We start from the raw sequence: 19939 nt of genomic DNA on the forward strand, positions 1-19939 counted from the left end.
TCGGCAGACTCTGCGGGCCCAGGGGTGCACACCTGGGCCCGCATCGCTTCTTGGGGGAAGCAAAGGAATGTCTGAAATACTCACTGCCACGGGAGTCGACCTCTCCTACGGCAGTCAGCTCGCCGTTCGTGACGCGCATCTGTCCGTCTCGGCCGGGGAAGTCGTGGCGATCACCGGGCAGAGCGGCTCCGGCAAGTCCTCGCTGCTCTACTGCCTGGCCGGGGTTCTGCCCGTCACCCGTGGACAGGTCCGGTTCGAGGGGCGCACGCTCGGTGATCTCACCGACGACGAGATCAGCACGCTGCGCCGGGAACGCTTCGGATTCGTCTTCCAGTACGGCGAGTTGCTGCCCGAGCTCACCGTCGAGGAGAACACCGCCCTGCCGTTGAGGCTCGCCGGGCAGCGCAAGCGCCCCGCCCTCGCGGCGGCCGGCGAGGTACTCGAGCGCCTCGGCCTCGGCGATCTGCGGGAACGCCGGCCCGCCCAGGTGTCCGGCGGGCAGAGCCAGCGCGTCGCCGTCGCGCGTTCCCTCGTCCACCGGCCCGCCGTCGTCTTCGCGGACGAACCGACCGGGTCGCTCGACAGCGCCAACGCCGGCGCCGTCCTCAAGGAGTTCCTCGACCTGGCTCGGTCGCAGGGCACCGCCGTCATCCTGGTGACCCACGACCTCGCCATCGCGGCGCAGGCCGACACCCACTACACGATGTCCGACGGCGTTCTCGGCCCACGAGGTGCGCGGTGACCGAATTCCTGCTCGGCCTGCGCCTGTTGTTCGGCTCGGGCCGCGGCAACCGCATCCGGTTCTTCCTGATGGCGGTCGGCGGGTCCATCGGGGTGTGCTGCCTCGCCCTCGTCCTCACCGTCCCGGCGATCCTCGACGCCCACGACGCGCGCGCCGCCGCACGGCAGCCCGTCACTTCGGCGAAGGGCCCGGCGGACGGCACACTCGTCCTGCAGCGCGACGACTCCTACGGGTCCCAGTCCTTCACCCGTGTGTTCGTCGCCAAGGGCACCGGGGGCGCACGCTCGGTCCCCCCAGGACTGAGCGACCTGCCCTCCCCGGGTGAGGTGTTCGTCTCCCCACGGGTTCACGAACTGCTGCGCGAGGCACCCGCCGTCAAGGGCCTGCTGCCCGGCCGCGAGGCGGGCGTGATCGGCCCAGCCGGGCTCGCCCACCCCGACGAGCTGTACGCGTACGTAGGTACCGAACGGGCGAAGATCGCGGACGACGGCCGCACCCTGAAGGACTTCGGCTACCGCTACGCACCGTTCCCCGCCGTCGACTCCTCCACCCTCACCGACGTCCGGTTCGCCCTGGCCACGCTGGTCCTGCTGCCCCTGGCCATCTTCCTGTCCGTCTGTGCCCGGCTCTCCGCCGCCAGCCGGATGCGTCGTCTCGCTGCCCTGCGGCTGCTCGGGCTGAGTGTCAGGGGCACCCAGCGCGTGAACGCCGCCGAGACCGTCGTCGCCGCCCTGCTCGGCGCGGTGCTGGGACTGGGCGAGTACTGGGTGCTCAACCAGGTGATGTCCCGGGCCGGGCTGCCCGGACTGAGGTGGTACCCGGACGACGGCGCCCTGTCCACGACCACCGTCGCGATCTGCCTGATCGGCTGCCCGGCCCTCGCCTGGTTCGTCGGCCGCAAGAGCGCGCGGGACGCGACCGCCAACCCGCTCGCGGTTCGGCGTACGGCGGTGCCACGGCCCCCGACCAAGTGGGTCGGTCTGCTGCTGCTCAGCGGCCTGGGCATCGTGTGCGGCTTCTGCGCCACCGGTCTGGTGGGGCGTCCCGCCTCCAGCCTCGGCCTGAACGCGGTGCTGGTGGTCGTCGGCGTCGTCCTGACCGGTGTAGGACTCGTGCTCACCCTGCCGCTGCTGTCCTACGCGCTGGCGAGCCGGGTCGCGCGTAACACGCAGTCCCTGACCCTCAACCTGGCGATGCGGCGCAACGAGGCCGAGCCCGGTAGCACGATGCGGGTGGTCACCGGCCTCGTGCTGCTCGTCTACGCCGCCTCACTCGCCCAGGGCGTCCTCATCCAGCTGGAACAGGTCACCCGCCCGTACGGCCCGGTACAGGAATACTCCCTGCCCCTGTCGAAGCTCAGCGCGCAGCAGCAGCTGGACCTCGCCAAGGCGCCAGGGGTCAGCGCGCACACCATGCTGATGAACTCGTGGCTCGACCTCGACGACCCGGCTCCGGGGACCTTCGCGTCCTCGGCGACGGCCCTGGTGGCCACCTGCGCCCAGCTGGAAGAGCTGACCGTGCGTACCGAGGGCTGTGTGGACGGCAAGGTGCTGCGGCTCGTCGACCTCAACTCAAGTGTGGGATCGGAACTCAAACCCGGTACGTCGTTCCCGTTCCGCTTCCGTACCGAGACCAAGCATGACGAGAACCGGAACATCGTCATGCCGGCCGAGCGTGTCGTCTACAGGGGGTACGAGGCGTCCGCGGTCGGCGGCGCGGTGCTCCTCGTCCCCCCGTCCGCCCTCCCCGCCGACGCCCGCCCGCGCGACGCGAGCCTCGTACTCGTCGGCAGCTCCGACCCCGGAAAGGTACGGGCGGTCCTCGACGGCATCGCGGCCGTCGCCCCGATCGCCGAGATCGAGCTGGTCGGACTGAACGTCCAGGGGCTGGAGCAGATCTCCGTGGTCGAGACCCTGCTGGCCCTGGGCATGATCATGGGCCTGGTCATCGGGGTGGCCGCGTTCCTGGTGTCCGTCACCGACCGGGCCGTCGAACGCCGGGCACAGGTCACCGCCGTCACGCTGATCGGCGCCCGGGCGAGAACCATGCGGGCGGTGCAGTGTGCCCAGGTCGTGCTGCCGCTGAGCCTCGGACTCGTCCTGGCGCTCGTGACGGGCAAGCTCGCCGAGTCCAGCTATCTGATCACCGGAGGCGGCGCGGTCCGCTGGGACGTGGAGGGCATACCGCTGTTGACGCTCGCCGCGACGGGCGTCGTGGTGGCGGCCGCGGTGGGGTCGCTCCCCCTGGTGGGACGCCGTATCGATCCCGAGCTGATCCGGCGCGACTGAGAGACGGAACCAGGGGACGGGACTGGGGGACCGGGGGGCGTAGACCGCCGCCCGGTCGTCCGGCCGGATCGAGGTGCCCTTTGGCGCCACGGGGAGTGTCCCGGGCGGGCAGACAGGGGAGTGCGGGAGGTCCATATTCGGCCGATGGGGCTGGAAATCCTCCGGTGAGCCCGTAGCGTCCCGGCCCGGGGGACCACGGACACGGACGGCCCATCAGACCGTCCTACCCTCGCCCTGCACCCGGGAAACATCAGATGGACAACATCGGTCCGGCACCATCGGCCGGGCAACGTCTGTCGGTCCCCATCTGCCAGGCACTCCTTCGTCAGAAACCTTTGCGGAGAGCTCACTTGAAGCACGCCAAGCGTCTCGTCCTCACCACCACGGCCGCCGCCACCGCGGCCGCCGGTCTCTTCCTGGGCACCACGGCGGGCAACGCCGCCGCCACGGAGCCCGCCCCCGCCGCGGCCGCCGTCAAGGCCCCCGCCGCCCTCGCCGTGCCCGACGGCAACAAGCTGACCGGTGTCTTCCCCGCCCACGGTGTGCAGACCTACACCTGCACCGACGGCGCCTGGAAGCTCCTGGAGCCCGCCGCCACCCTCTCCGACAAGCGAGGCCGCACCGTCGCCCTGCACTCCCGCGGCCCCGTCTGGGTCTCCACGGTCGACGGCAGCGCGGTGAACGCCTCCGCGATCGCCAACTCGCCCAAGACCGGCACCATCCCGGAGCTGCTGCTCCAGTCCACCGCCACGCGCGGCACGGGCACCTTCGCGGGCGTCACCTACATCCAGCGCCTGAACACCACGGGCGGCGTCGCCCCGACGACCACCTGCACGGGCACGGACCAGGTCAGCGTCCCGTACACGGCGACGTACGCGTTCTACAAGCCCGCCAAGTGAGCTAGCAGGCCGGCAGTGGCCCCCGGTGCGAGGGGGCCACTGCCGCCGTACCTCAGCCGTCCAGATCCACCCGGACGGTCAGCAACTGCGTCCCCATGGCCCGTACGGCCGCGCTGTTGGCCCTGGGCAGGGTGCGCAGCCTCGCCACCGGGTCGTCGTCGGGCAGCAGGTGGGCCGTACCGGTGTGCCAGCGGCCGCCGATCCGCACCCGCACCCGGGGATCGGCCATGATGTTGCGGACGTACTGCGACCGCTCCCCGAACTCCGACACCAGCCAGAACACGTCACCGACCCGCCGCCCGCCCAGCGGCGTGCGCCGGGGCCGGCCCGAGACCCGGCCGGTGGTCTCCAGCAGCGTGTGGAACGGCAGTCGGCGCATCAGCGGATTGGCGACATGCCGCTGGAAGGCGGTGGTCGCGCGGAAGCGGAGGTCGGGGGAGCGAGGCATCGGCCGGTGGACTCCTTCACGTGAGGCTCTGCTGCGTCACTTGCTGCACGTGTTTCCATGGTCGCCCATGCCGTTGTCGTGACGAGAGCGGGTGCCTGTCGTGCGCGTGGTGACCTGGAACCTCTGGTGGCGCTTCGGCCCGTGGCGCGAGCGGCAGAAGGCGATCCTGGCGGTGCTGCGGGACCTGCGCCCCGACGTGGTCGGCCTCCAGGAGGTCTGGGCGGCGGCGGACGGCGAGAACCTCGCGCAGTGGCTCGCGGCCGACCTGGGCCTGCACTGCGCCTGGGCGCCCTCCCCGCTCCCCGAGCGCTGGCGCCGGCGCATCGAGGACTCCGACGGCGTGGACATCGGCAACGCGGTCCTGAGCCGCTGGCCGGTGACCGAGCAGCGGACGCTGCTCCTTCCGGCCCCGGCCGAGCTGGCGGACGGCCGGGCGGCGCTCCACGCCCGCCTGGCGACGCCGTCGTACGACATCCCCTTCTTCACGGTCCACCTGACGTCGGCACCGGGCGCGTCCGCGGTCCGCTGCGAACAGGTCGGCGCGCTGGCGGACTTCGTGTCATCGAGGGCGGGCGACACCCCTCATCCCCCCGTCGTCACCGGCGACTTCAACGCCCGCCCCGACTCCGACGAGGTCCGCCTCCTCACCGGCCTCCAGGACGCCTGGTCCCACGCCGACCCGTCCGCCCCCTCGGCGACCTGGACCCCGGAGAACCCCTACGCGGCCCGCCTCCTGGAACCCCCGTCCCGCATCGACTACATCCACGTGGGCCCACCGGGCCCGTCGGGCGAGGGCCGCGTGCTCGACATACGCCGTGCGGGCCTGGCCCCGCTGGACGGGGTGTGGCCGACGGACCATGCGGCGGTGGTGGCGGAGCTGGGGGAGGGCTCACCGGTGGGCTGACGGCCGCCCGAGGGTGTGGAGGAGGGCGGCGAAGGCGGAGGGGGTGGCGGTGAGGACGGTTTGGGCGGGGTCGGCGGATTCGGTGAGGTGGATGGTGGTGAGGGTGCGGGGGCCGGTGGATATGTGGAGGCAGGCGTCGCCTTCTTGGCAGTACGAGGACTTCTGCCAGGGGCTGAGGGGCATGTCGGCTCCTTCAGATGTTCTGGGCGATGGAGTGGACCAGGTCCAGGGACTTCTCGGGGGTCAGTGCGGTGGTTTCCACGATGTCGAGCAGACGGCGGTATTTCTGCAAGTGGGCCTCGGCGTCGAGGAGAACGGGACCGTGGAACTGGTCGAGTTGTGCGGTGTCGAGTTGGGGGACCGGACCGCACAGGTAGTTGATGGACTGCCCCGACCCGGGGAACGCGCCGATGCCGAAGGGCAGCACACGGATGGTGATGTGGTCCTGGGCGCCCATGTCGAGCAGGTGCTGCAACTGCGCCCGCGCCACAGCCCGGCCGCCGACGCCCATGTGCAGGGCGGCTTCGTGTACGACGGTTCGGTACGGAGTCGGGCTCGTCCCGTACAGCTGACCCTGCCGTTTGATCCGATGGGAAACGCGGTGCTCGATCTCGGGTGGGGTGGGCGCCGGGATGATGTGCCGGAAGATCTCCCTCGCATGGTCGGGTGTCTGCAACAGGCCGGGCATGTGAGAGGTGTAGGCGGTGCGCACCGCAGTGGCGTGATGTTCCAGTTCCGCCAGGTCGAGCAGGCCTGACGGCAGTACCTCTCGGTACGACTCCCACCAGCCGTGCGTCCTGTCGGTGGCCATGTCGACCAGGGCTTCGATGAACTCCGGGTCGGGGCAGGAGTAGATGCGAGCCAGGGCCCTGACCCGTTCCGGGCTCACCCCGAATCGCCCCGACTCGACGTTGCTGAGCTGCCCTTGGCTCGTCCCGAGCGTGTGAGCAGCCTCGGTGGCTGTCATGCCCGCGCGTTCACGCATTTTGCGCAGCTCGACGGCTACTCGGAGGCGACGGGCCGTCAGAGATGGTCTTCCGGGCACCTGAACTCCTCTTGGGCACACGTTCAGTTGGGTCACTCACACGAGGGGGATATGGGCATAGGTATCTCGAAAGCTCGCAAATGACATTTGCTGAGCCGTACCTTCTTCACCAGGCGCCCCGCCCGGAAGCGCACCGCGGGACGCCGCGGCGATGACACCAGGCATCCGTTCAACTCCCCTCAGTGATCGGAGACTTCCATGGCCACCGTAACCCCGTGCTGGAACTACACCCTGCACCTTCCCCGAGATCCACGCGCACCGGGTATCGCCCGAGGCACCCTCAGACTGATCCTCGCCGCCCATGACCTGGGCGAGCTGACCCCCACGGCGGAGCTGGTCGCGGGCGAGCTGCTCGCCAACTCGCACTGCCACACGAAGGGCCCGTACGCGCTCCGCGTGCTGTCACCGAACCCCGGCCGCCTACGGGTCGCCGTATGGGACACGGACCCCACAGTCCCGCCCGCCTTCTCCGCCGACGTCGACAAGGACGCCGTACCGCCGCCCGACACGGAAGGCGGCCGCGGCCTGCACCTGGTGCGGGCCTGTGCCGACGAGGTGGGCGTGTCCGTGCTGCGCGAACTGGGTGCGTCGCGGGGCGGCAAGCTGCTGTGGGCGGACTGCGGGCGCGGGGTGGCGTGGTGAGTACGCGCTGCCGGGCCCGGCCGTCCGGCGCCATACTGGAAATGGAGCCATGCCCCGTTCACCTGGAGCAAGTCATGAGCGCACAGCCCGAGCGAGACTGGGGAGCGATGCCTCTCCCGGAGATCCGGACCGTGGACGATCTGCGCAGTGCGCTCAGCCGCTACGGCTTCCCAGGCGACCGGGAGCGCTTCGAGCAGGAGCTGGCCGCCGCCATAGGAGCCGCTCCGACCAACGATTTCGCGGGCGCGGCGGCGGTGGTACGGGCCTACCGGCACCGGATCCTGATCAGGAACTCGCCGGAGATCATGACCGCTCTGGAGGACGCGCGCGGCGGAGGCGGCAGGGCGTGAATGATGTCCCTCTGGAGGAGGCCGAGCCCGCGAAGAAGGCGCTCGGTGAGCTGACCGAAGGGGAACGAGAGGTCGTCCGGGATGCGCTCCTGGCGATCGGACGCGACCCGGCGGTGGGCCGAGAGATCCCCGGCTGGCGCCCGCCGTCCGTCGAGTACACGTATACGACCCCTCTCGCCCGTGACTCGGCCGAGGCGATCACGGTCGTCTATACACACACCCAGGGCATGGGAGTGACGGTTGTCTACTACTTTCGTGATCCGCAAGTGGTCGACTGAGTCCTCGAAGAACCCCGCGTCGGCGTCAGGGACGCTCGAAGAGCTGGAGGGCGCCGCCGGCGGAGAAGCAGGCCGCGCCGAGGAGAGTGCCCCAGTTGGCGATCGTGGCGTTGACGAGGCTGTCCGTCGCGGGGCGGGTGTACGCGGCGATCGCCGAGACCATGAAGAGGACGGAGCCGAACTGGTTCACGGCGACGATCCACCAGCCGAGGCTGCGGCAGCGCAGGCAGGGGCGGTGGGTGTGGCAGATCTCGGAGAAGGCGAGGTGGCCGGAGATCAGGAAGAGGGCGCAGCCGATCACGTCCGGCACCCAGATCAGCCGGTTGACCTGCTGCACGCTCAGGCCCTGGAGGAACGAGTCCAGCAGGTTGACGCCGAAGACGAGGGTGCCGACGAAGAGGACGAACACGCTCAGCCAGTCGATGCGCGTGGGCTCGTAACTCCACCAGCGCCACGGGGGCGTGAGCAGTCGGCCCTCGCCGCCGGGGACGTGCCGGGGCGCGTTGACGACCTGGAGGAGGGAGACGAAACCACCCGTGTTGAAGAAGAGGCCCCCGGCGAAGTAGATCGACGCGCAGGCGGTGGCGTCCCCCGAGCCGAACTGGGCCACGCCCGCGCCGAGCGCGAAGAGCGCCCCGCCGATGACGAAGGCGGTCGCCGCGATGGCGTTGAGCAGGCGCAGCCGGCGGACGGCGACGACGTCGGCGCTGGTGCGCCGGCCTGCGGTCGCGCCGGGCGCGCGGACGGCGATGATGCCCTGGCGCCGGGCGGGCCGTGACTCCCAGACGGCGGTGCCGCCACCGGGTGGCCGCCAGGTGAGCCGGGTCGTGAACGGTCCCGCACCCTCGGCGCGCTGCTCGGGCTGTTCCACGGGCCGAGACTAGACGCCGGGACGCGAGCCTCCGGCGAGCGAAACGCGGCACCTGGGGCGTCGCGGGTCGCCACCGCGCCCTCACCGCCGTTACCCGAGGCCCGGTCGGCTCTCCGGCCCGGCCCAGGCCCAGATCGGCCGACTATCCTCGCACCCGGAAAGGAAGAAACCCGTGTTACGCCCAGACCCCGTACGACGACCGCACCCCGAGCTCCCCACCGAACGGCTGTTGCTGCGCCAGTGGCGGGACACCGACCTCGACGCCCTCGCGGAGATGGAGGCCGATCCGGAGGTCATGCGCTACATCGGCGACGGTTCACCCGGCACCCGTGAGCGGAGCGCCGCGGCGCTGGACCGGATGCGCGCGGGCTGGGAGGAGCGCGGCTTCGGCCTGTTCGCCGCCGAGGAGACGGCGACCGGCGAGCTGATCGGCTGGGTGGGGCTCGCCGTTCCGGCCTTCCTCCCCGAGGTCCTGCCGGCCGTGGAGATCGGCTGGCGGCTGAGACGCCGCTCGTGGGGGCGGGGCTATGCCACCGAGGCGGCCCGGGTGGTCCTGGCGTTCGCCTTCGACGAGGCGGGGCTCGACCGCGTCGTCAGCATCTGCCACGTCGACAACCACGCCTCGGCCCGCGTGATGACCAAACTCGGCATGACCCTCGACCGCACCACACACGTCCCCGGCCACGGCCGACGCGTCCACGTCATGTCACGCTCCCGGAATCCGGCGCCGCCGTCGGCTTCGGGCGGCGCCGCGGATAGCGGTACAGCTCCCACGCCGTGTATCCCATGAGCGGGACGAGGGCCGGAGGGAACAGCCACCAGGGGATGCCCCACCACACGCCGACGAGGCCCAGCAGGGGGCAGCCGACCGAGAGGATGATCAGCATCGGCTTGCCCCAGCCGCGCCACGGGAACGGGTGCGGTCGGCGCGGCCTGGTCAGGCGGGCCGCGCCGACGGTGAGGGCCATGGCCGCCAGGAGACCCGCGTAGGTGCCGAGCGCGGCGGGCATCTGGGGCTCGTCGCGGGGCTCGTCGGAGGACTCCTGGCGGACGCCGTCGCGGCTGACCGACATGACGGCGCCGCGCCAGACGACGCCGGTGACCCGGTCGCCCCGTTCCAGCTCGTACAGCAGCGGGCCCGAGTCGCCGAAGTCCACGACGCCGTTCCAGAAGGGCGCCCCGGAGAGCGTGGCCTGATAGCGGGCGCTCCTGCCGCTCGTGATCCTCGTCCCGTCCACCGTGAAGGCGACCTCGCGGAGACAGTCCTCGTACTCTCGCGGCGACGTGTCCGCGGCGCAGCGCTCGGCCCGCGTGTAGTCCCGGTAGCGGTCGAGGTCGTCGGGGAGCCAGAGGGTGAAGACGAAGTAGCAGGCCAGGGCCGGGACCAGGGACAGCGTCAGGAGCAGCGCGCCCCACGCCCGCGTCCGTGCCGCGGAGTGCTTCCTGGGGCGCTCGCCCCGTCGGTGCGTGATGCCGCCCCTGCTCCCGCCCGTGTCCCTGCCCGCCACGTCCGACGCCCCCGTCCGCCCGTGCCCGGCCTCCCCCGTGCCCGGCCCCGTCGCCGTAGCTTCTCCCGCCATGACCAGGCAGACAAGGAGAGCGTCTGGCAGCCAGGAGCAGCACATTCTTTCCGGGTTCCGGCAATTCCGGCGCCGGAGTCGGAGTCGGCGTCGGAGTCGGTCGGCCCCTCAGCTCCCCAGGAACACCGGATTCGTGAACGCGGCCAGCGCCCCCGGCAGCGGTCCCGCCGCCACCTCGTGGCGGACCTCCGCCCGTACGTACGCCGCGTACGCCGGGGTCGTACGCCACTCCACGACCCCCGCGCCCGACACCGGCAGCGGGGCGCTCGTGAACACCACGCCCTCGTCCGTCACGAAGCGGACCGTGCAGCGGGGGGCGCCCGCCGCCTCCAGACGGACCGTCACCGGGGTGTCCGCGTCCACCCGCAGCCGCTCGCCGATGCCCGCCCGCTCGCCCCGGCCGCCCGTCACCGTGAAGGACAGCGACACCGCGCCCGACTCCGCCACGTACACCCGGCCCGCCCGGATGCCCTCCTGGACCGCCTCCCGGCTCAGGGCGTCCGCGAGGACCACGGTCTGGGGCAGGCCCACGACGTCCGGGTCCCGGTGGGCGTCGCTGTTGCCCACCGCCGGGAGCCACCGCGCCGGACCGCCCCGCAGGGTCGCGTCCCACTCCGCGAGCGACACCTCGTCGTCGGCGGTGTAGGGGCCGTTCCACACCTCCACCGCGTCCGCCTCCCCGAAGCCGAACTTCCAGGAGCAGCCGATGCAGGTGGCGTGCGGATGGGCGGGGATCACCAGGCCGCCCGCGTGGCGGATGCGGCGGGCGAAGCGGGGGAAGCGGCCCTCCCTCGCCCGGTAGCGCCAGTCCACGAAGGTGCCGGGGTCCGTGCCGACCGCCAGGACGTGGCCGTTGCGGGTCGTGACCTCCTCGCCGAGCAGCACCAGCAGGTCGTCGCCCGCCACGTCCGCCCACGCCCCGTGGCCCGCGTGCGTGTTGTGCTCGGAGGTGTTGATGAAGTCCAGGCCGGCCGCCCGCGCCAGGGCACCGATCTCGGCCGGGGTGCGGCGGCCGTCGGAGTACCAGGAGTGGAGGTGGCAGTCGCCCCGGTACCAGGCCCGGCCCCGGCCCTTCGCGGAGGCGGGCGGGTAGGAGGCGGGCGGCGCGGCCGGCGCCGGGTCGCCGTGGGTCAGGGTGACCGTGATGTCGTACGTCAGTCCCTGCGGCGCCACCGTGTAGGGGCCGAGCGCGATGTGCCAGCGGCCCGCGCGGACCGGTCCCGGCACATAGCCCGGCGTCGCCTCGTCCGCCCGGACGAAGAACTCGGTGCGTGAGCCGCCCGACCAGCCCCGGAAGCCCTCCCCGCCCGGCTCGGTGCCGCGCTCGTCGAAGAGGCCGATGTCGAGCGCGTTGCCGGGGGTGCCGGCCGGGACGGCGGGGCGGTCGTAGCTGTACGACACCCTCAGCTCGCGTACGCCCGGCGGCACGTCGACGGGGACGTACACATAGTCGGGGGAGCCGGGCGGCAGGGTGCCCCGTACCGTCCTCGTCTCCGGCTGCGGTCCCTGTGGTCCTTGCTGTCCTTCTGCGGCGGCGAAGCTCACGTTCCTGAAGGTAAGCGCGGCGACGGCTCCCGTCGCGAACAGTGCTCGGCGTGCCATCGGGTTGTCCTGTGCGTCCGTCACGAAGTCACCCTCCTCACATTGCCGATCAATGCCGACCGGTCGGTATGGACACCGACCTCTTCTCCCGGTACAGATGAACCGGCCCACCTGAACAGACCGAGATGAACACAGAGGAACCGGCACCGAAAGGCCCGCCATGCGCATCGCCGTAACGATCTTCCTCACCGACGAGACGATCACCCCGACCCGCCTCGCCCGTGAGCTGGAACAGCGCGGGTTCGCCGGGCTCTACGTGCCCGAGCACACGCACATCCCCGTCGAGCGGACCACCCCGTACCCGGCCGGCGGCGAACTGCCCCGCGAGTACGGCCGCACCCTCGACCCGTTCGTCGCCCTCGGCCAGGCCGCGGCCGTCACCGAGCGCCTCGGCCTCGGCACCGGCATCACGCTCGTCGCCCAGCACGACCCGATCGACCTGGCCAAGCAGATCGCCACCGTCGACCACCTCTCCGGCGGCCGCCTCACCCTCGGCCTCGGCTTCGGCTGGAACGTGGAGGAGGCCGCCGACCACGGCGTCGAGTGGCGGACGCGACGGGAGCTGGTGCGCGACCGGATGGCGCTGATGCGCGCCCTGTGGAGCGAGGAACCGACCGCGTACGCGGGGCCGTACGGGTCCGTCCGCGCCAGCAGCGCGTATCCGAAGCCCGCGCAGCGGCCGCGCGGACCGGTCGTCGGGCCCCGCACGCTGATCGGCGGGGCCGCCGGGCCCAAGCTGTTCGCCCACATCTGTGAGTACGCCGACGGCTGGCTGCCGATCGGCGGGCGCGGGCTGTCCGAGACCCTGCCGGTGCTGCGCGCCGCGTGGGCGGACGCCGGGCGCGAGCCGGAGGCGCTGCAGATCGTGCCGTACGCCGTCCACCCCTCCCCGGGCAAGCTCGCGTACTACGCCGACCTCGGCATCGAGGAGGTCGTGCTCCAGCTGCCGCCGGCCGGCGAGAGCGAGATCCTCGGGCTCCTCGACACGTACGGCCTTTACGCCACGGGCTCCAGTGACATCGTGTAACCACCTCCCGCCCGGGACCGACAGGTTCCCCCACCGACCCTGATCAGCCCGAACGTATGCTCAAGAGATGACGACTTCCGCGACCTCCGGAACCGGCCCCGGCCCTCTTCCCGGCCCCACCGAGAACTCCATGCGTCGCGCTCTCAAACGTGCCCGGGACGGCGTCGCGCTCGATGCGAGCGAGACGGCCGTCCTGCTCCAGGCGCGCGGCGAGGCCCTCGACGACCTCGCCGCGTCCGCCGCGCGGGTGCGCGACGCGGGCCTGGAGGCGGCCGGCCGGCCCGGCGTCATCACGTACTCGAAGAGCGTCTTCATCCCCCTCACCCGGCTGTGCCGGGACAAGTGCCACTACTGCACCTTCGTCACCGTCCCCGGCAAGCTGCGGCGCGCCGGGCACGGGATGTTCATGTCCCCGGACGAGGTCCTCGACATCGCCCGCAAGGGCGCGGCCCTCGGCTGCAAGGAAGCCCTCATCACCCTCGGCGACAAGCCCGAGGACCGCTGGCCCGAGGCGCGCGAGTGGCTCGACGCGCACGGCTACGACGACACCATCGCCTATGTCCGCGCCATCTCGGTGCGCATCCTGGAGGAGACGGGACTGCTCCCGCACCTCAACCCCGGGGTGATGTCCTGGACCGACTTCCAGCGGCTGAAGCCGGTCGCGCCCAGCATGGGCATGATGCTGGAGACGACCGCCACCCGGCTGTGGTCCGAGCCCGGCGGCCCCCACCACGGCTCCCCCGACAAGGAACCCGCCGTACGGCTGCGGGTCCTGGAGGACGCGGGCCGCTCCTCCGTCCCCTTCACCTCCGGGATCCTCATCGGGATCGGCGAGACGTACGAGGAGCGGGCGGAGTCGCTGTTCGCGCTGCGCCGGATCTCCCGCGCCCACCACGGCATCCAGGAACTGATCATCCAGAACTTCCGCGCCAAGCCGGACACGGCCATGCGCGGCATGCCGGACGCCGAACTCGACGAGCTGGTCGCGACGGTGGCGGTCGCCCGCCTCCTCCTGGGCCCCTCCGCCAACCTCCAGGCCCCGCCCAACCTGGTCGCCGGCGAGTACGAGCGGCTGATCGGCGCGGGCATCGACGACTGGGGCGGGGTCTCCCCGCTGACCATCGACCACGTCAACCCCGAGCGCCCCTGGCCGCAGATCGAGGAACTGGCCGCCCGGTCCGCGGCGGCCGGCTTCGCACTGCGCGAACGTCTCTGCGTGTACCCGGAGTTCGTCACCCGCGGCGAACCCTGGCTGGACCCCCGGCTGCTGCCGCACGTGCGCGCGCTCGCCGACCCGGCGACCGGTCTCGCGGTGCCGGACGCGGTCGTCGAGGGCCGGCCGTGGCAGGAACCGGAGGAGGTCTTCACCGCCTCCGGCCGCACCGACCTGCATGCCTCGATCGACACCGAGGGCCGCACCTCCGACCGGCGCGCGGACTTCGACGAGGTGTACGGCGACTGGTCCGCCCTGCGGGAGGCGGCCGCCCCCGGCATGGTGCCCGAGCGCATCGACACCGACGTACGGCAGGCGCTGGCCACGGCCGCCGACGACCCGACCCGCCTCACGGACGCCGAGGCCCTCGCCCTGCTGCACGCGGACGGTCCGGCGCTGGACGCGCTGACCCGGATCGCCGACGACGTCCGCCGGGCCGCGGTCGGCGACGACGTCACCTACATCGTCACCCGGAACATCAACTTCACCAACGTCTGCTACACCGGCTGCCGTTTCTGCGCCTTCGCGCAGCGCCGCACCGACGCCGACGCCTACACGCTGTCCCTCGACCAGGTGGCGGACCGCGCGCAGCAGGCGTGGGACGTGGGCGCGGTCGAGGTCTGCATGCAGGGCGGCATCCACCCCGACCTGCCCGGCACGGCGTACTTCGACATCGCGAAGGCGGTGAAGGAGAAGGTCCCCGGGATGCATGTGCACGCCTTCTCGCCGATGGAGGTCGTCAACGGCGCGACCCGCACCGGCCTGTCGATCCGCGAGTGGCTGATCGCCGCCAAGGAGGCGGGCCTGGACTCCGTCCCCGGCACCGCCGCCGAGATCCTCGACGACGAGGTCCGCTGGGTCCTCACCAAGGGCAAGCTGCCCGCCGCCACCTGGATCGAGGTGATCACCACCGCCCACGAGGTCGGCATCCCGTCGACCTCCACGATGATGTACGGCCATGTCGACCAGCCCCGGCACTGGCTCGGGCATCTGCGCACCCTGGCCGGCATCCAGCAGCGGACCGGCGGCATCACCGAGTTCGTGACGCTGCCCTTCATCCACACCAACGCGCCCGTCTACCTGGCCGGCATCGCCCGCCCCGGCCCGACGATGCGCGACAACCGGGCGGTCACGGCGATGGCCCGCCTCCTGCTGCACCCGCACATCCGGAACATCCAGACCAGCTGGGTCAAGCTCGGCACCGAGGGCGCGGCGGAGATGCTGCGCTCCGGTGCGAACGACCTCGGCGGGACCCTCATGGAGGAGACCATCTCCCGTATGGCGGGCTCCTCCTACGGCTCCTACAAGTCCGTCAAGGACCTGATCGCGGTCGCCGAGGCCGCCGGCCGCCCGGCCCGCCCGCGCACCACCCTGTACGGCGAGGTGCCGGAGGAACGGCAGCGCGCCGCCCGGGCCTCGGACGGGCATCTGCCGGAACTCCTGCCCGTGCTGGAGTGAGTACGATGATCCGACCCCCATCGACGGGGCTCTGTAGCCGAGGAGATGCGTGCCCGTGCCTGCCCGACTTCCCTCGTGGATCTGGGTCACCGGTCTGACGGTCGGCGCCATCGCCGCGGTCGGCGCCCTGACGGTGCAGGCCGAGCGGGGCCCGCATCCCACGGCCGCCGCGGTCCGCCCGAGCGCGTCGGCGTCCGCGGCCCCGGGAGCCAAGGCGTCCGCCACGCCGAAGGCCTCCGCCTCCCCGGCCGCGACCAAGGTCCCCGAGGCCTCCGGCTCCGGCCGCCGGATCGTCTACGACCTCTCCGACCACCGGGTCTGGCTGGTCGACGCGGACGACACGGCCCGCCGGACCTTCACGGTCTGGCCGGGCACGGTCGCGCCCGTGCCCGGCACCTACACGATCTCCGTCCGCAAGGACGCGACGACCGGTTCGGACGGCGTCGCGATCGAGCACATCATCTACTTCTCGGTCGTCTCCGGGGTCAACATCGCCTTCTCCAACCCCGTCGACGGGGCCTCCCCGCCCCCGGCCGCCGCCGACGCGAAGACCGGCGGCATCCGGATGCCGAAGGCGGACGGGGCGGCCCTGTGGGCGTTCGGCGACCTCGGGACGAAGGTCAGGGTCGTCGAGTAGCGCTCAGGCGGCGGTGTCCCGGCGCGCCTCCCGGTAGGCCAGCAGATCGACCAGCAGCACGATCCCGCTGAGCACGAACACCCGCGTCGCCGCCTCCAGCCCGTTCCAGGTCTTCGACTGCCACATCGAGAACCACTCGCCGCCGATCGCGATGAACCCGGCGCCGAACAGCAGCATCAGCATCAGCAGGCCGTACGTCGAGAAGGTGTGCGCCCGTGCGAGGTCCCGGCGCGCCCAGAACCAGGTCCCGGCGGTCAGCACCACGGCGGCCACGGTCTCCCAGGCGATGATCGCCACGTACGCGGCGTCCTGGAGCCCCTTGCTCGTCACCGCCCGCCACATCAGGTCGTCGTCCTTGAACGTGTCGTCCATCGCGAGCACATGCCGGACGAACTGCTGGTTCGTCCCGAAGTCGGTGATGTTCCCGAACGCCACGAGGGCGATGTAGAGGGCCACCGTGCCGGTGAGCAGGGTGGCCGTCAGCGGAAGGACGCGTGAGGTCTGTGTGATACCCGAGGTGGACGTGGTCATGACCCTTCCCCTACCCCGCCAAGTCGCCGCTGTCCCCTCCGAGTTGCGGTGCGTCACAATGGGAACGCCCGGCGTCGGGGGACCCGGGGAAAGGGGCCTACCGATGGCGCGGACCCAGCGGTCGACACAGGAGCTGATCGCGCGGCGCAGACGTCAGGGCTTCGTCGGCCGGGGCGCCGAGCGGGCCGCCTTCCGGGAGAACCTGGAACTGCCGCCGGACGACGAGCGGCACCGCTTCCTGTTCCATGTGCACGGCAATGCCGGCGTCGGAAAGACCTTCCTGGTACGGGAGTGGGAGCAGATCGCGCGGGAGCGGGGCGCGCCCACCGTGTACGTCGACGAGTCGGTCGGCAGCGTCCCGGAGGCGATGGCGGAGCTGGCGGAGCAGTTCGCCCGGCAGGGTCACCGGCTCAAGGAACTGGAACGACTGCTCGCCGCCCACCGGGAGCGGCGGCACGAGGCGGCGGCGGTCGTGGCGGCCGGGGCCGAGCCCGGCGAGCCGTCCGCCGCGAGCATGGCGGCGGCCCGCGCGACGCTGGTGGGGCTCGGTATGGTCCCCGGCATCGGCGCCTTCGCCGGAGCCCTCGACCCGGCCCAGCTCGCCCAGGGCGCCGACCGGTTGCGCGCCGGACTCGGCTCCCGCCTGCGCAGCCAGGAGGATGTGCAGCTGGTCCTCGCCCCCGAACGGGTACTGACCCCCGTACTGCTCCGGGAACTCGCGGACATCGCGTCCGAAGTCCCCTGGACCGTCCTGGTCTTCGACACCTATGAACGCACCGGCCCGGTCCTCGACGGCTGGCTGCACGAGACGCTGACCACCGACCGGTACGGCGCCGCCCTGCCCGAGAACACGGTCGTGGTCACCGCCGGACAGCTCCCCCTCGCCCCGGCGCGCTGGGGCGGCCTCGCGGACTTCGTCACGGAGATCCCGCTCGGGCCGTTCACCGAGACCGAGGCGCGCGGACTGCTCGCCGGCAAGGGAGTGGTGGCGGAACCCGTCGTCGAGGACGTGCTGCGGCTCACCGGCGGGCTGCCCCTGCTCGTGTCGACCCTGGCCGAACAGCGGCCGGCCGACCCCGACGACATCGGGGATCCCAGCGCCACCGCCGTAGAACGGTTCCTGAAGTGGGAGCAGGACCCGGTGCGCAGGGCGGCCGCGCTGACCTGCGCACTGCCCCGGCGCCTGGACCCCGAGGTGTTCCGGACGGCCGCCGACTGCCCCGAGGAGGGGGCCGACGCGCTCTTCGGCTGGCTGCGCGCGCTGCCGTTCGTGGACGACCGGGGCGTCCACGTGCGTTACCACGACCTGGTCCGGGAGCAGATGCTGCGCCTCCAGCGGCGCCGCTCCCCGCGCGGCTGGACCGAACGGCACGGCCGGTTGGCGGAGATGTTCGGGCGGTGGCGCGAGGAGACGGCCGCCGACCTGCGCGCGGACGAGGAGTGGGAGGACGAACCCTGGCGCGAACTCCGCCTGGAGGAGGTGTACCACCGGCTCTGCGCCCGGCCGCGCACCGCGCTGCCCGGAGCCCTGCGCGACGCCGTGGCGGCCTGCCGGGAGAGCCCGGTGATCGGCCGCCGCTGGGCCCGCATGCTGGAGGAGGCGGGCGACTCGGCGGAGGCGGCGGTGGTGGGGGAGTGGGGGCGGGGGCTGCGGGAGGCGCTGGGGGACGACCCGGGCGGGGTGAGCCGGGCGGCGGACCTGCTGCTCGCCCGGCCGGGCCTCGACGGTTCCGGCCGGGCGCTGGCGCACGCGCTGCGGGGGCGGGAACTGCGCGACGAGAACCGGTACGGCCCCGCCCTGGCCGCGTACGACCGCGCGCTCGAACTCGATCCGGCACTGGTCAGGGCCCACTACGGCAGGGGCCTCACCCTGCAGTTGACGGGCGACTTCCCCGCGGCGCTGGCCGCCTTCGACCGGGCGGACGAACTGGCCCCCGACTCCGGGTGGATCCTCGCCGAGCGCGCCGAGACCCATCGGCTGGCGGGCCGTTTCGAGGAGGCGGTCGCCGACTACGACCGGGCCGTCGCCCTCGACCCCGACCACGACATCGCCCTGGCCGGCCGGGCGGTGTGCCTGCATGTCCTGAAGCGGTACGACGAGGCGCTCGCGGACTTCGACCGCGCGGTGAGCCTCGACCCGGACTACCTGTGGGCGCTGGTGCGCCGGGCCCGGCTGCGGCGCGCGAGGGAGGAGTGGGACGAGACGTTCGCCGATCTGGACCGGGCGGTCGCGCTGGCGCCCGACTCCGCGTGGGTGGCCTCGGAGCGCGGTGACGCCCAACGGCTGGCGGGCCGTTTCGAGGAGGCGGTCACCGAACTCACGCGCGCCCTCGCCCTCCAGCCCGAGTACCCCTCCGCGCTGGCGAGCCGGGGCGCGTCCCACTTCGAACTGGGTCGGCCCGAGGAGGCCATCGCCGATCTGGACCGGGCCGTCGAACTGTCCCCGGACTACACCTGGGCGTGGATCAGACGGGCCGAGGTGCGCCGACGGCTGGGCGACACCGAGGGCGTGTTCGAGGATCTCCGGCGAGCGGAGGCCGTGGGTGCGCGGGACGGCTGGGCGGCCGCCGAACTGGGCGAGGCGTACCGGCTCGCGGGTCGGTACGAGGAAGCGGTCGCGGCGCTGCGGCGTGCACTGGAGCAGGACCCGGAGTACGACTACGCGCTGGCCTCCCTGGGAGCGGCCCACCGGGCCCTCAACGATCACACACAGGCGTTCCGCTGTCTGGACCGTGTGCTGGGAGAGGCCTCCGACTACGCATGGGCGTTCGGGCAGCGCGCCCGGGTCTGTCTGGCGACCGGGCGGGTCGACCAGGCACTCGCGGACCTGGAGCGGTGCGTGGCTCTCGAGCAGGAGACGGCGTGGGCGCGGCACCAGGGCATCGAGGTGCTGATGCGGTCCGGCCGGTGGGACGAGGCCCTGGCCCGGCTGGCCGACGCGGACCGGGCGGAGCCCTCCGACCCGGGACTGGACGAGCTGCGCGCGGAGGCCTGCCGGCGCACGGGGCAGTGGGCGCGGGCACGCAGGATCGCCGAGGGGATGCGCGCGGTGGATCCGGTCGACGGCACCATTCAGCTGGCCCTGAGCGTCGGCGGATCGGAGGGGCTGCGGGCCGCGGAACCGCTGTGGCGGGAACTTCCGGGGCTTCTGGGGGACTGGATCGACGAGGAGGGGGCCGCGCTCAAGCAGTGCCTGCTCGGCTGGACCCTCGGGGACTGGGCCGACGCGGACCGGGGACTGGCGGCGGTGCTCGCCGGGACGCCGGGCTGGGACCTGCTGGCGGCCCTGGCCGACTTCCTCACCGAACTCCTCCGCACCCCGGGCGCCGACCGCTCCCGCCTCGCCCCCCGCCTGGCGCAGGTCACCGCGGCCCGGGACGCCGTACAGGCGCGCTACGCGTAGACCTCCACCGGGCCTGCACCT

19 protein-coding genes are annotated in these 19939 nt (G+C 72.5%); 12 read left to right on the forward strand and 7 right to left on the reverse strand.

What is annotated here, in order from left to right; all coding sequences use genetic code 11:
- The first annotated feature begins 67 nt into the window (after positions 1–67).
- From ABZ490_RS07745 to ABZ490_RS07755, 3 genes are all read left to right on the forward strand, one after another.
- The gene (locus ABZ490_RS07745) at positions 68–742 is read left to right on the forward strand and encodes an ABC transporter ATP-binding protein (protein ID WP_358985786.1); all 675 of its coding nucleotides are present in this window, start codon (positions 68–70) and stop codon (positions 740–742) included.
- Complete coding sequence (locus ABZ490_RS07750; protein WP_358985789.1) at positions 739–3030, forward strand: ABC transporter permease; 2292 nt, start codon at positions 739–741, stop codon at positions 3028–3030. Before ABZ490_RS07745 ends, ABZ490_RS07750 begins: the two co-directional genes overlap by 4 nt.
- A gap of 350 nt (positions 3031–3380) precedes the next feature.
- Positions 3381–3929 carry a DUF3455 domain-containing protein gene (locus ABZ490_RS07755; RefSeq protein WP_358985792.1) on the forward strand — a complete coding sequence of 183 codons (549 nt, stop codon included), beginning with the start codon at positions 3381–3383 and terminating at the stop codon, positions 3927–3929.
- 52 nt (positions 3930–3981) lie between these two features.
- Here ABZ490_RS07755 and ABZ490_RS07760 read toward each other — a convergent pair whose 3' ends face one another.
- Entirely contained in the window at positions 3982–4377 is a 396-nt protein-coding gene (locus ABZ490_RS07760) for a nitroreductase/quinone reductase family protein (protein ID WP_358985794.1), read from the reverse strand.
- Between the two features lie 100 nt (positions 4378–4477).
- Here ABZ490_RS07760 and ABZ490_RS07765 point away from each other — a divergent pair, with 100 nt between their 5' ends.
- Positions 4478–5281, forward strand: a complete 804-nt coding sequence (locus ABZ490_RS07765) for an endonuclease/exonuclease/phosphatase family protein (protein ID WP_358985974.1) — start codon at positions 4478–4480, stop codon at positions 5279–5281.
- Here ABZ490_RS07765 and ABZ490_RS07770 read toward each other — a convergent pair.
- Positions 5267–5464: a DUF397 domain-containing protein gene (locus ABZ490_RS07770; RefSeq protein ID WP_358985797.1), complete on the reverse strand. Its 198-nt coding sequence runs from the start codon at positions 5462–5464 to the stop codon at positions 5267–5269. The genes ABZ490_RS07765 and ABZ490_RS07770 overlap by 15 nt on opposite strands.
- Before the next feature lie 10 nt (positions 5465–5474).
- Positions 5475–6326, reverse strand: coding sequence for a helix-turn-helix transcriptional regulator (locus ABZ490_RS07775; protein ID WP_358985799.1), 852 nt, complete (start codon positions 6324–6326; stop codon positions 5475–5477).
- A gap of 198 nt (positions 6327–6524) precedes the next feature.
- Here ABZ490_RS07775 and ABZ490_RS07780 point away from each other — a divergent pair, with 198 nt between their 5' ends.
- The 3 genes from ABZ490_RS07780 (at position 6525) to ABZ490_RS07790 (ending at position 7596) form a co-directional block, all read left to right on the forward strand.
- Positions 6525–6968: an ATP-binding protein gene (locus ABZ490_RS07780; RefSeq protein WP_358985802.1), complete on the forward strand. Its 444-nt coding sequence runs from the start codon at positions 6525–6527 to the stop codon at positions 6966–6968.
- 74 nt (positions 6969–7042) lie between these two features.
- On the forward strand, positions 7043–7318 hold the full coding sequence (locus tag ABZ490_RS07785) for a hypothetical protein (RefSeq protein ID WP_358985804.1): 276 nt from the start codon (positions 7043–7045) through the stop codon (positions 7316–7318).
- A complete protein-coding gene (locus tag ABZ490_RS07790) occupies positions 7315–7596 on the forward strand; it encodes a hypothetical protein (RefSeq protein ID WP_358985807.1) in 282 nt (93 codons plus the stop codon). The genes ABZ490_RS07785 and ABZ490_RS07790 overlap by 4 nt, the downstream gene beginning before the upstream one ends.
- Positions 7597–7621: 25 nt before the next feature.
- Here ABZ490_RS07790 and ABZ490_RS07795 read toward each other — a convergent pair whose 3' ends face one another.
- Positions 7622–8467 (reverse strand): hypothetical protein, encoded by an 846-nt coding sequence (locus ABZ490_RS07795; protein ID WP_358985810.1) that lies wholly within the window; start codon positions 8465–8467, stop codon positions 7622–7624.
- A 172-nt stretch (positions 8468–8639) separates the two neighbouring features.
- On the opposite strand from ABZ490_RS07795, the gene ABZ490_RS07800 reads away from it, so the two are divergent.
- A complete protein-coding gene (locus ABZ490_RS07800) occupies positions 8640–9257 on the forward strand; it encodes a GNAT family N-acetyltransferase (protein WP_358985813.1) in 618 nt (205 codons plus the stop codon).
- On the opposite strand, the gene ABZ490_RS07805 is transcribed toward ABZ490_RS07800, so the two are convergent.
- Together ABZ490_RS07805 and ABZ490_RS07810 are read right to left on the reverse strand one after the other, a co-directional pair.
- Complete coding sequence (locus tag ABZ490_RS07805; protein ID WP_358985816.1) at positions 9169–10047, reverse strand: hypothetical protein; 879 nt, start codon at positions 10045–10047, stop codon at positions 9169–9171. The genes ABZ490_RS07800 and ABZ490_RS07805 overlap by 89 nt on opposite strands.
- A 108-nt stretch (positions 10048–10155) precedes the next feature.
- Positions 10156–11649 carry a CehA/McbA family metallohydrolase gene (locus tag ABZ490_RS07810; protein ID WP_358985978.1) on the reverse strand — a complete coding sequence of 498 codons (1494 nt, stop codon included), beginning with the start codon at positions 11647–11649 and terminating at the stop codon, positions 10156–10158.
- A 160-nt stretch (positions 11650–11809) separates the two neighbouring features.
- Here ABZ490_RS07810 and ABZ490_RS07815 point away from each other — a divergent pair, with 160 nt between their 5' ends.
- The 3 genes from ABZ490_RS07815 to ABZ490_RS07825 all read left to right on the forward strand — a co-directional run bounded on the left by ABZ490_RS07815 (position 11810) and on the right by ABZ490_RS07825 (position 15984).
- On the forward strand, positions 11810–12676 hold the full coding sequence (locus ABZ490_RS07815; RefSeq protein ID WP_358985819.1) for an LLM class F420-dependent oxidoreductase: 867 nt from the start codon (positions 11810–11812) through the stop codon (positions 12674–12676).
- Positions 12677–12743: 67 nt separating this feature from the next.
- Positions 12744–15347, forward strand: coding sequence for a bifunctional FO biosynthesis protein CofGH (locus ABZ490_RS07820; RefSeq protein WP_358985822.1), 2604 nt, complete (start codon positions 12744–12746; stop codon positions 15345–15347).
- A 55-nt stretch (positions 15348–15402) separates the two neighbouring features.
- Positions 15403–15984, forward strand: coding sequence for a L,D-transpeptidase (locus tag ABZ490_RS07825; RefSeq protein ID WP_358985825.1), 582 nt, complete (start codon positions 15403–15405; stop codon positions 15982–15984).
- 3 nt (positions 15985–15987) lie between these two features.
- Here the strand turns inward: ABZ490_RS07825 and ABZ490_RS07830 are convergent, their stop codons facing one another.
- Positions 15988–16515 (reverse strand): DUF2165 domain-containing protein, encoded by a 528-nt coding sequence (locus tag ABZ490_RS07830; RefSeq protein ID WP_358985828.1) that lies wholly within the window; start codon positions 16513–16515, stop codon positions 15988–15990.
- A 103-nt stretch (positions 16516–16618) separates the two neighbouring features.
- Here ABZ490_RS07830 and ABZ490_RS07835 point away from each other — a divergent pair, with 103 nt between their 5' ends.
- Positions 16619–19918 carry a tetratricopeptide repeat protein gene (locus ABZ490_RS07835; protein ID WP_358985831.1) on the forward strand — a complete coding sequence of 1100 codons (3300 nt, stop codon included), beginning with the start codon at positions 16619–16621 and terminating at the stop codon, positions 19916–19918.
- Positions 19919–19939: the final 21 nt, after the last annotated feature.

Origin of the sequence: Streptomyces sp. NPDC005811 (genome assembly GCF_040630405.1) — a bacterium.
Lineage (GTDB): Bacteria > Actinomycetota > Actinomycetes > Streptomycetales > Streptomycetaceae > Streptomyces.

What these genes read in the sequence shown, in the direction of transcription:
- ABZ490_RS07745 (WP_358985786.1), top strand. Translation starts at nt 68, where the DNA reads ATGTCTGAAATACTCACTGCCACGGGAGTCGACCTCTCCTACGGCAGT.
- ABZ490_RS07760 (WP_358985794.1), bottom strand. Translation starts at nt 4,377, where the DNA reads ATGCCTCGCTCCCCCGACCTCCGCTTCCGCGCGACCACCGCCTTCCAG.
- ABZ490_RS07770 (WP_358985797.1), bottom strand. Translation starts at nt 5,464, where the DNA reads ATGCCCCTCAGCCCCTGGCAGAAGTCCTCGTACTGCCAAGAAGGCGAC.
- ABZ490_RS07780 (WP_358985802.1), top strand. Translation starts at nt 6,525, where the DNA reads ATGGCCACCGTAACCCCGTGCTGGAACTACACCCTGCACCTTCCCCGA.
- ABZ490_RS07785 (WP_358985804.1), top strand. Translation starts at nt 7,043, where the DNA reads ATGAGCGCACAGCCCGAGCGAGACTGGGGAGCGATGCCTCTCCCGGAG.
- ABZ490_RS07805 (WP_358985816.1), bottom strand. Translation starts at nt 10,047, where the DNA reads ATGGCGGGAGAAGCTACGGCGACGGGGCCGGGCACGGGGGAGGCCGGG.
- ABZ490_RS07810 (WP_358985978.1), bottom strand. Translation starts at nt 11,649, where the DNA reads ATGGCACGCCGAGCACTGTTCGCGACGGGAGCCGTCGCCGCGCTTACC.
- ABZ490_RS07815 (WP_358985819.1), top strand. Translation starts at nt 11,810, where the DNA reads ATGCGCATCGCCGTAACGATCTTCCTCACCGACGAGACGATCACCCCG.
- ABZ490_RS07820 (WP_358985822.1), top strand. Translation starts at nt 12,744, where the DNA reads ATGACGACTTCCGCGACCTCCGGAACCGGCCCCGGCCCTCTTCCCGGC.
- ABZ490_RS07830 (WP_358985828.1), bottom strand. Translation starts at nt 16,515, where the DNA reads ATGACCACGTCCACCTCGGGTATCACACAGACCTCACGCGTCCTTCCG.
- ABZ490_RS07835 (WP_358985831.1), top strand. Translation starts at nt 16,619, where the DNA reads ATGGCGCGGACCCAGCGGTCGACACAGGAGCTGATCGCGCGGCGCAGA.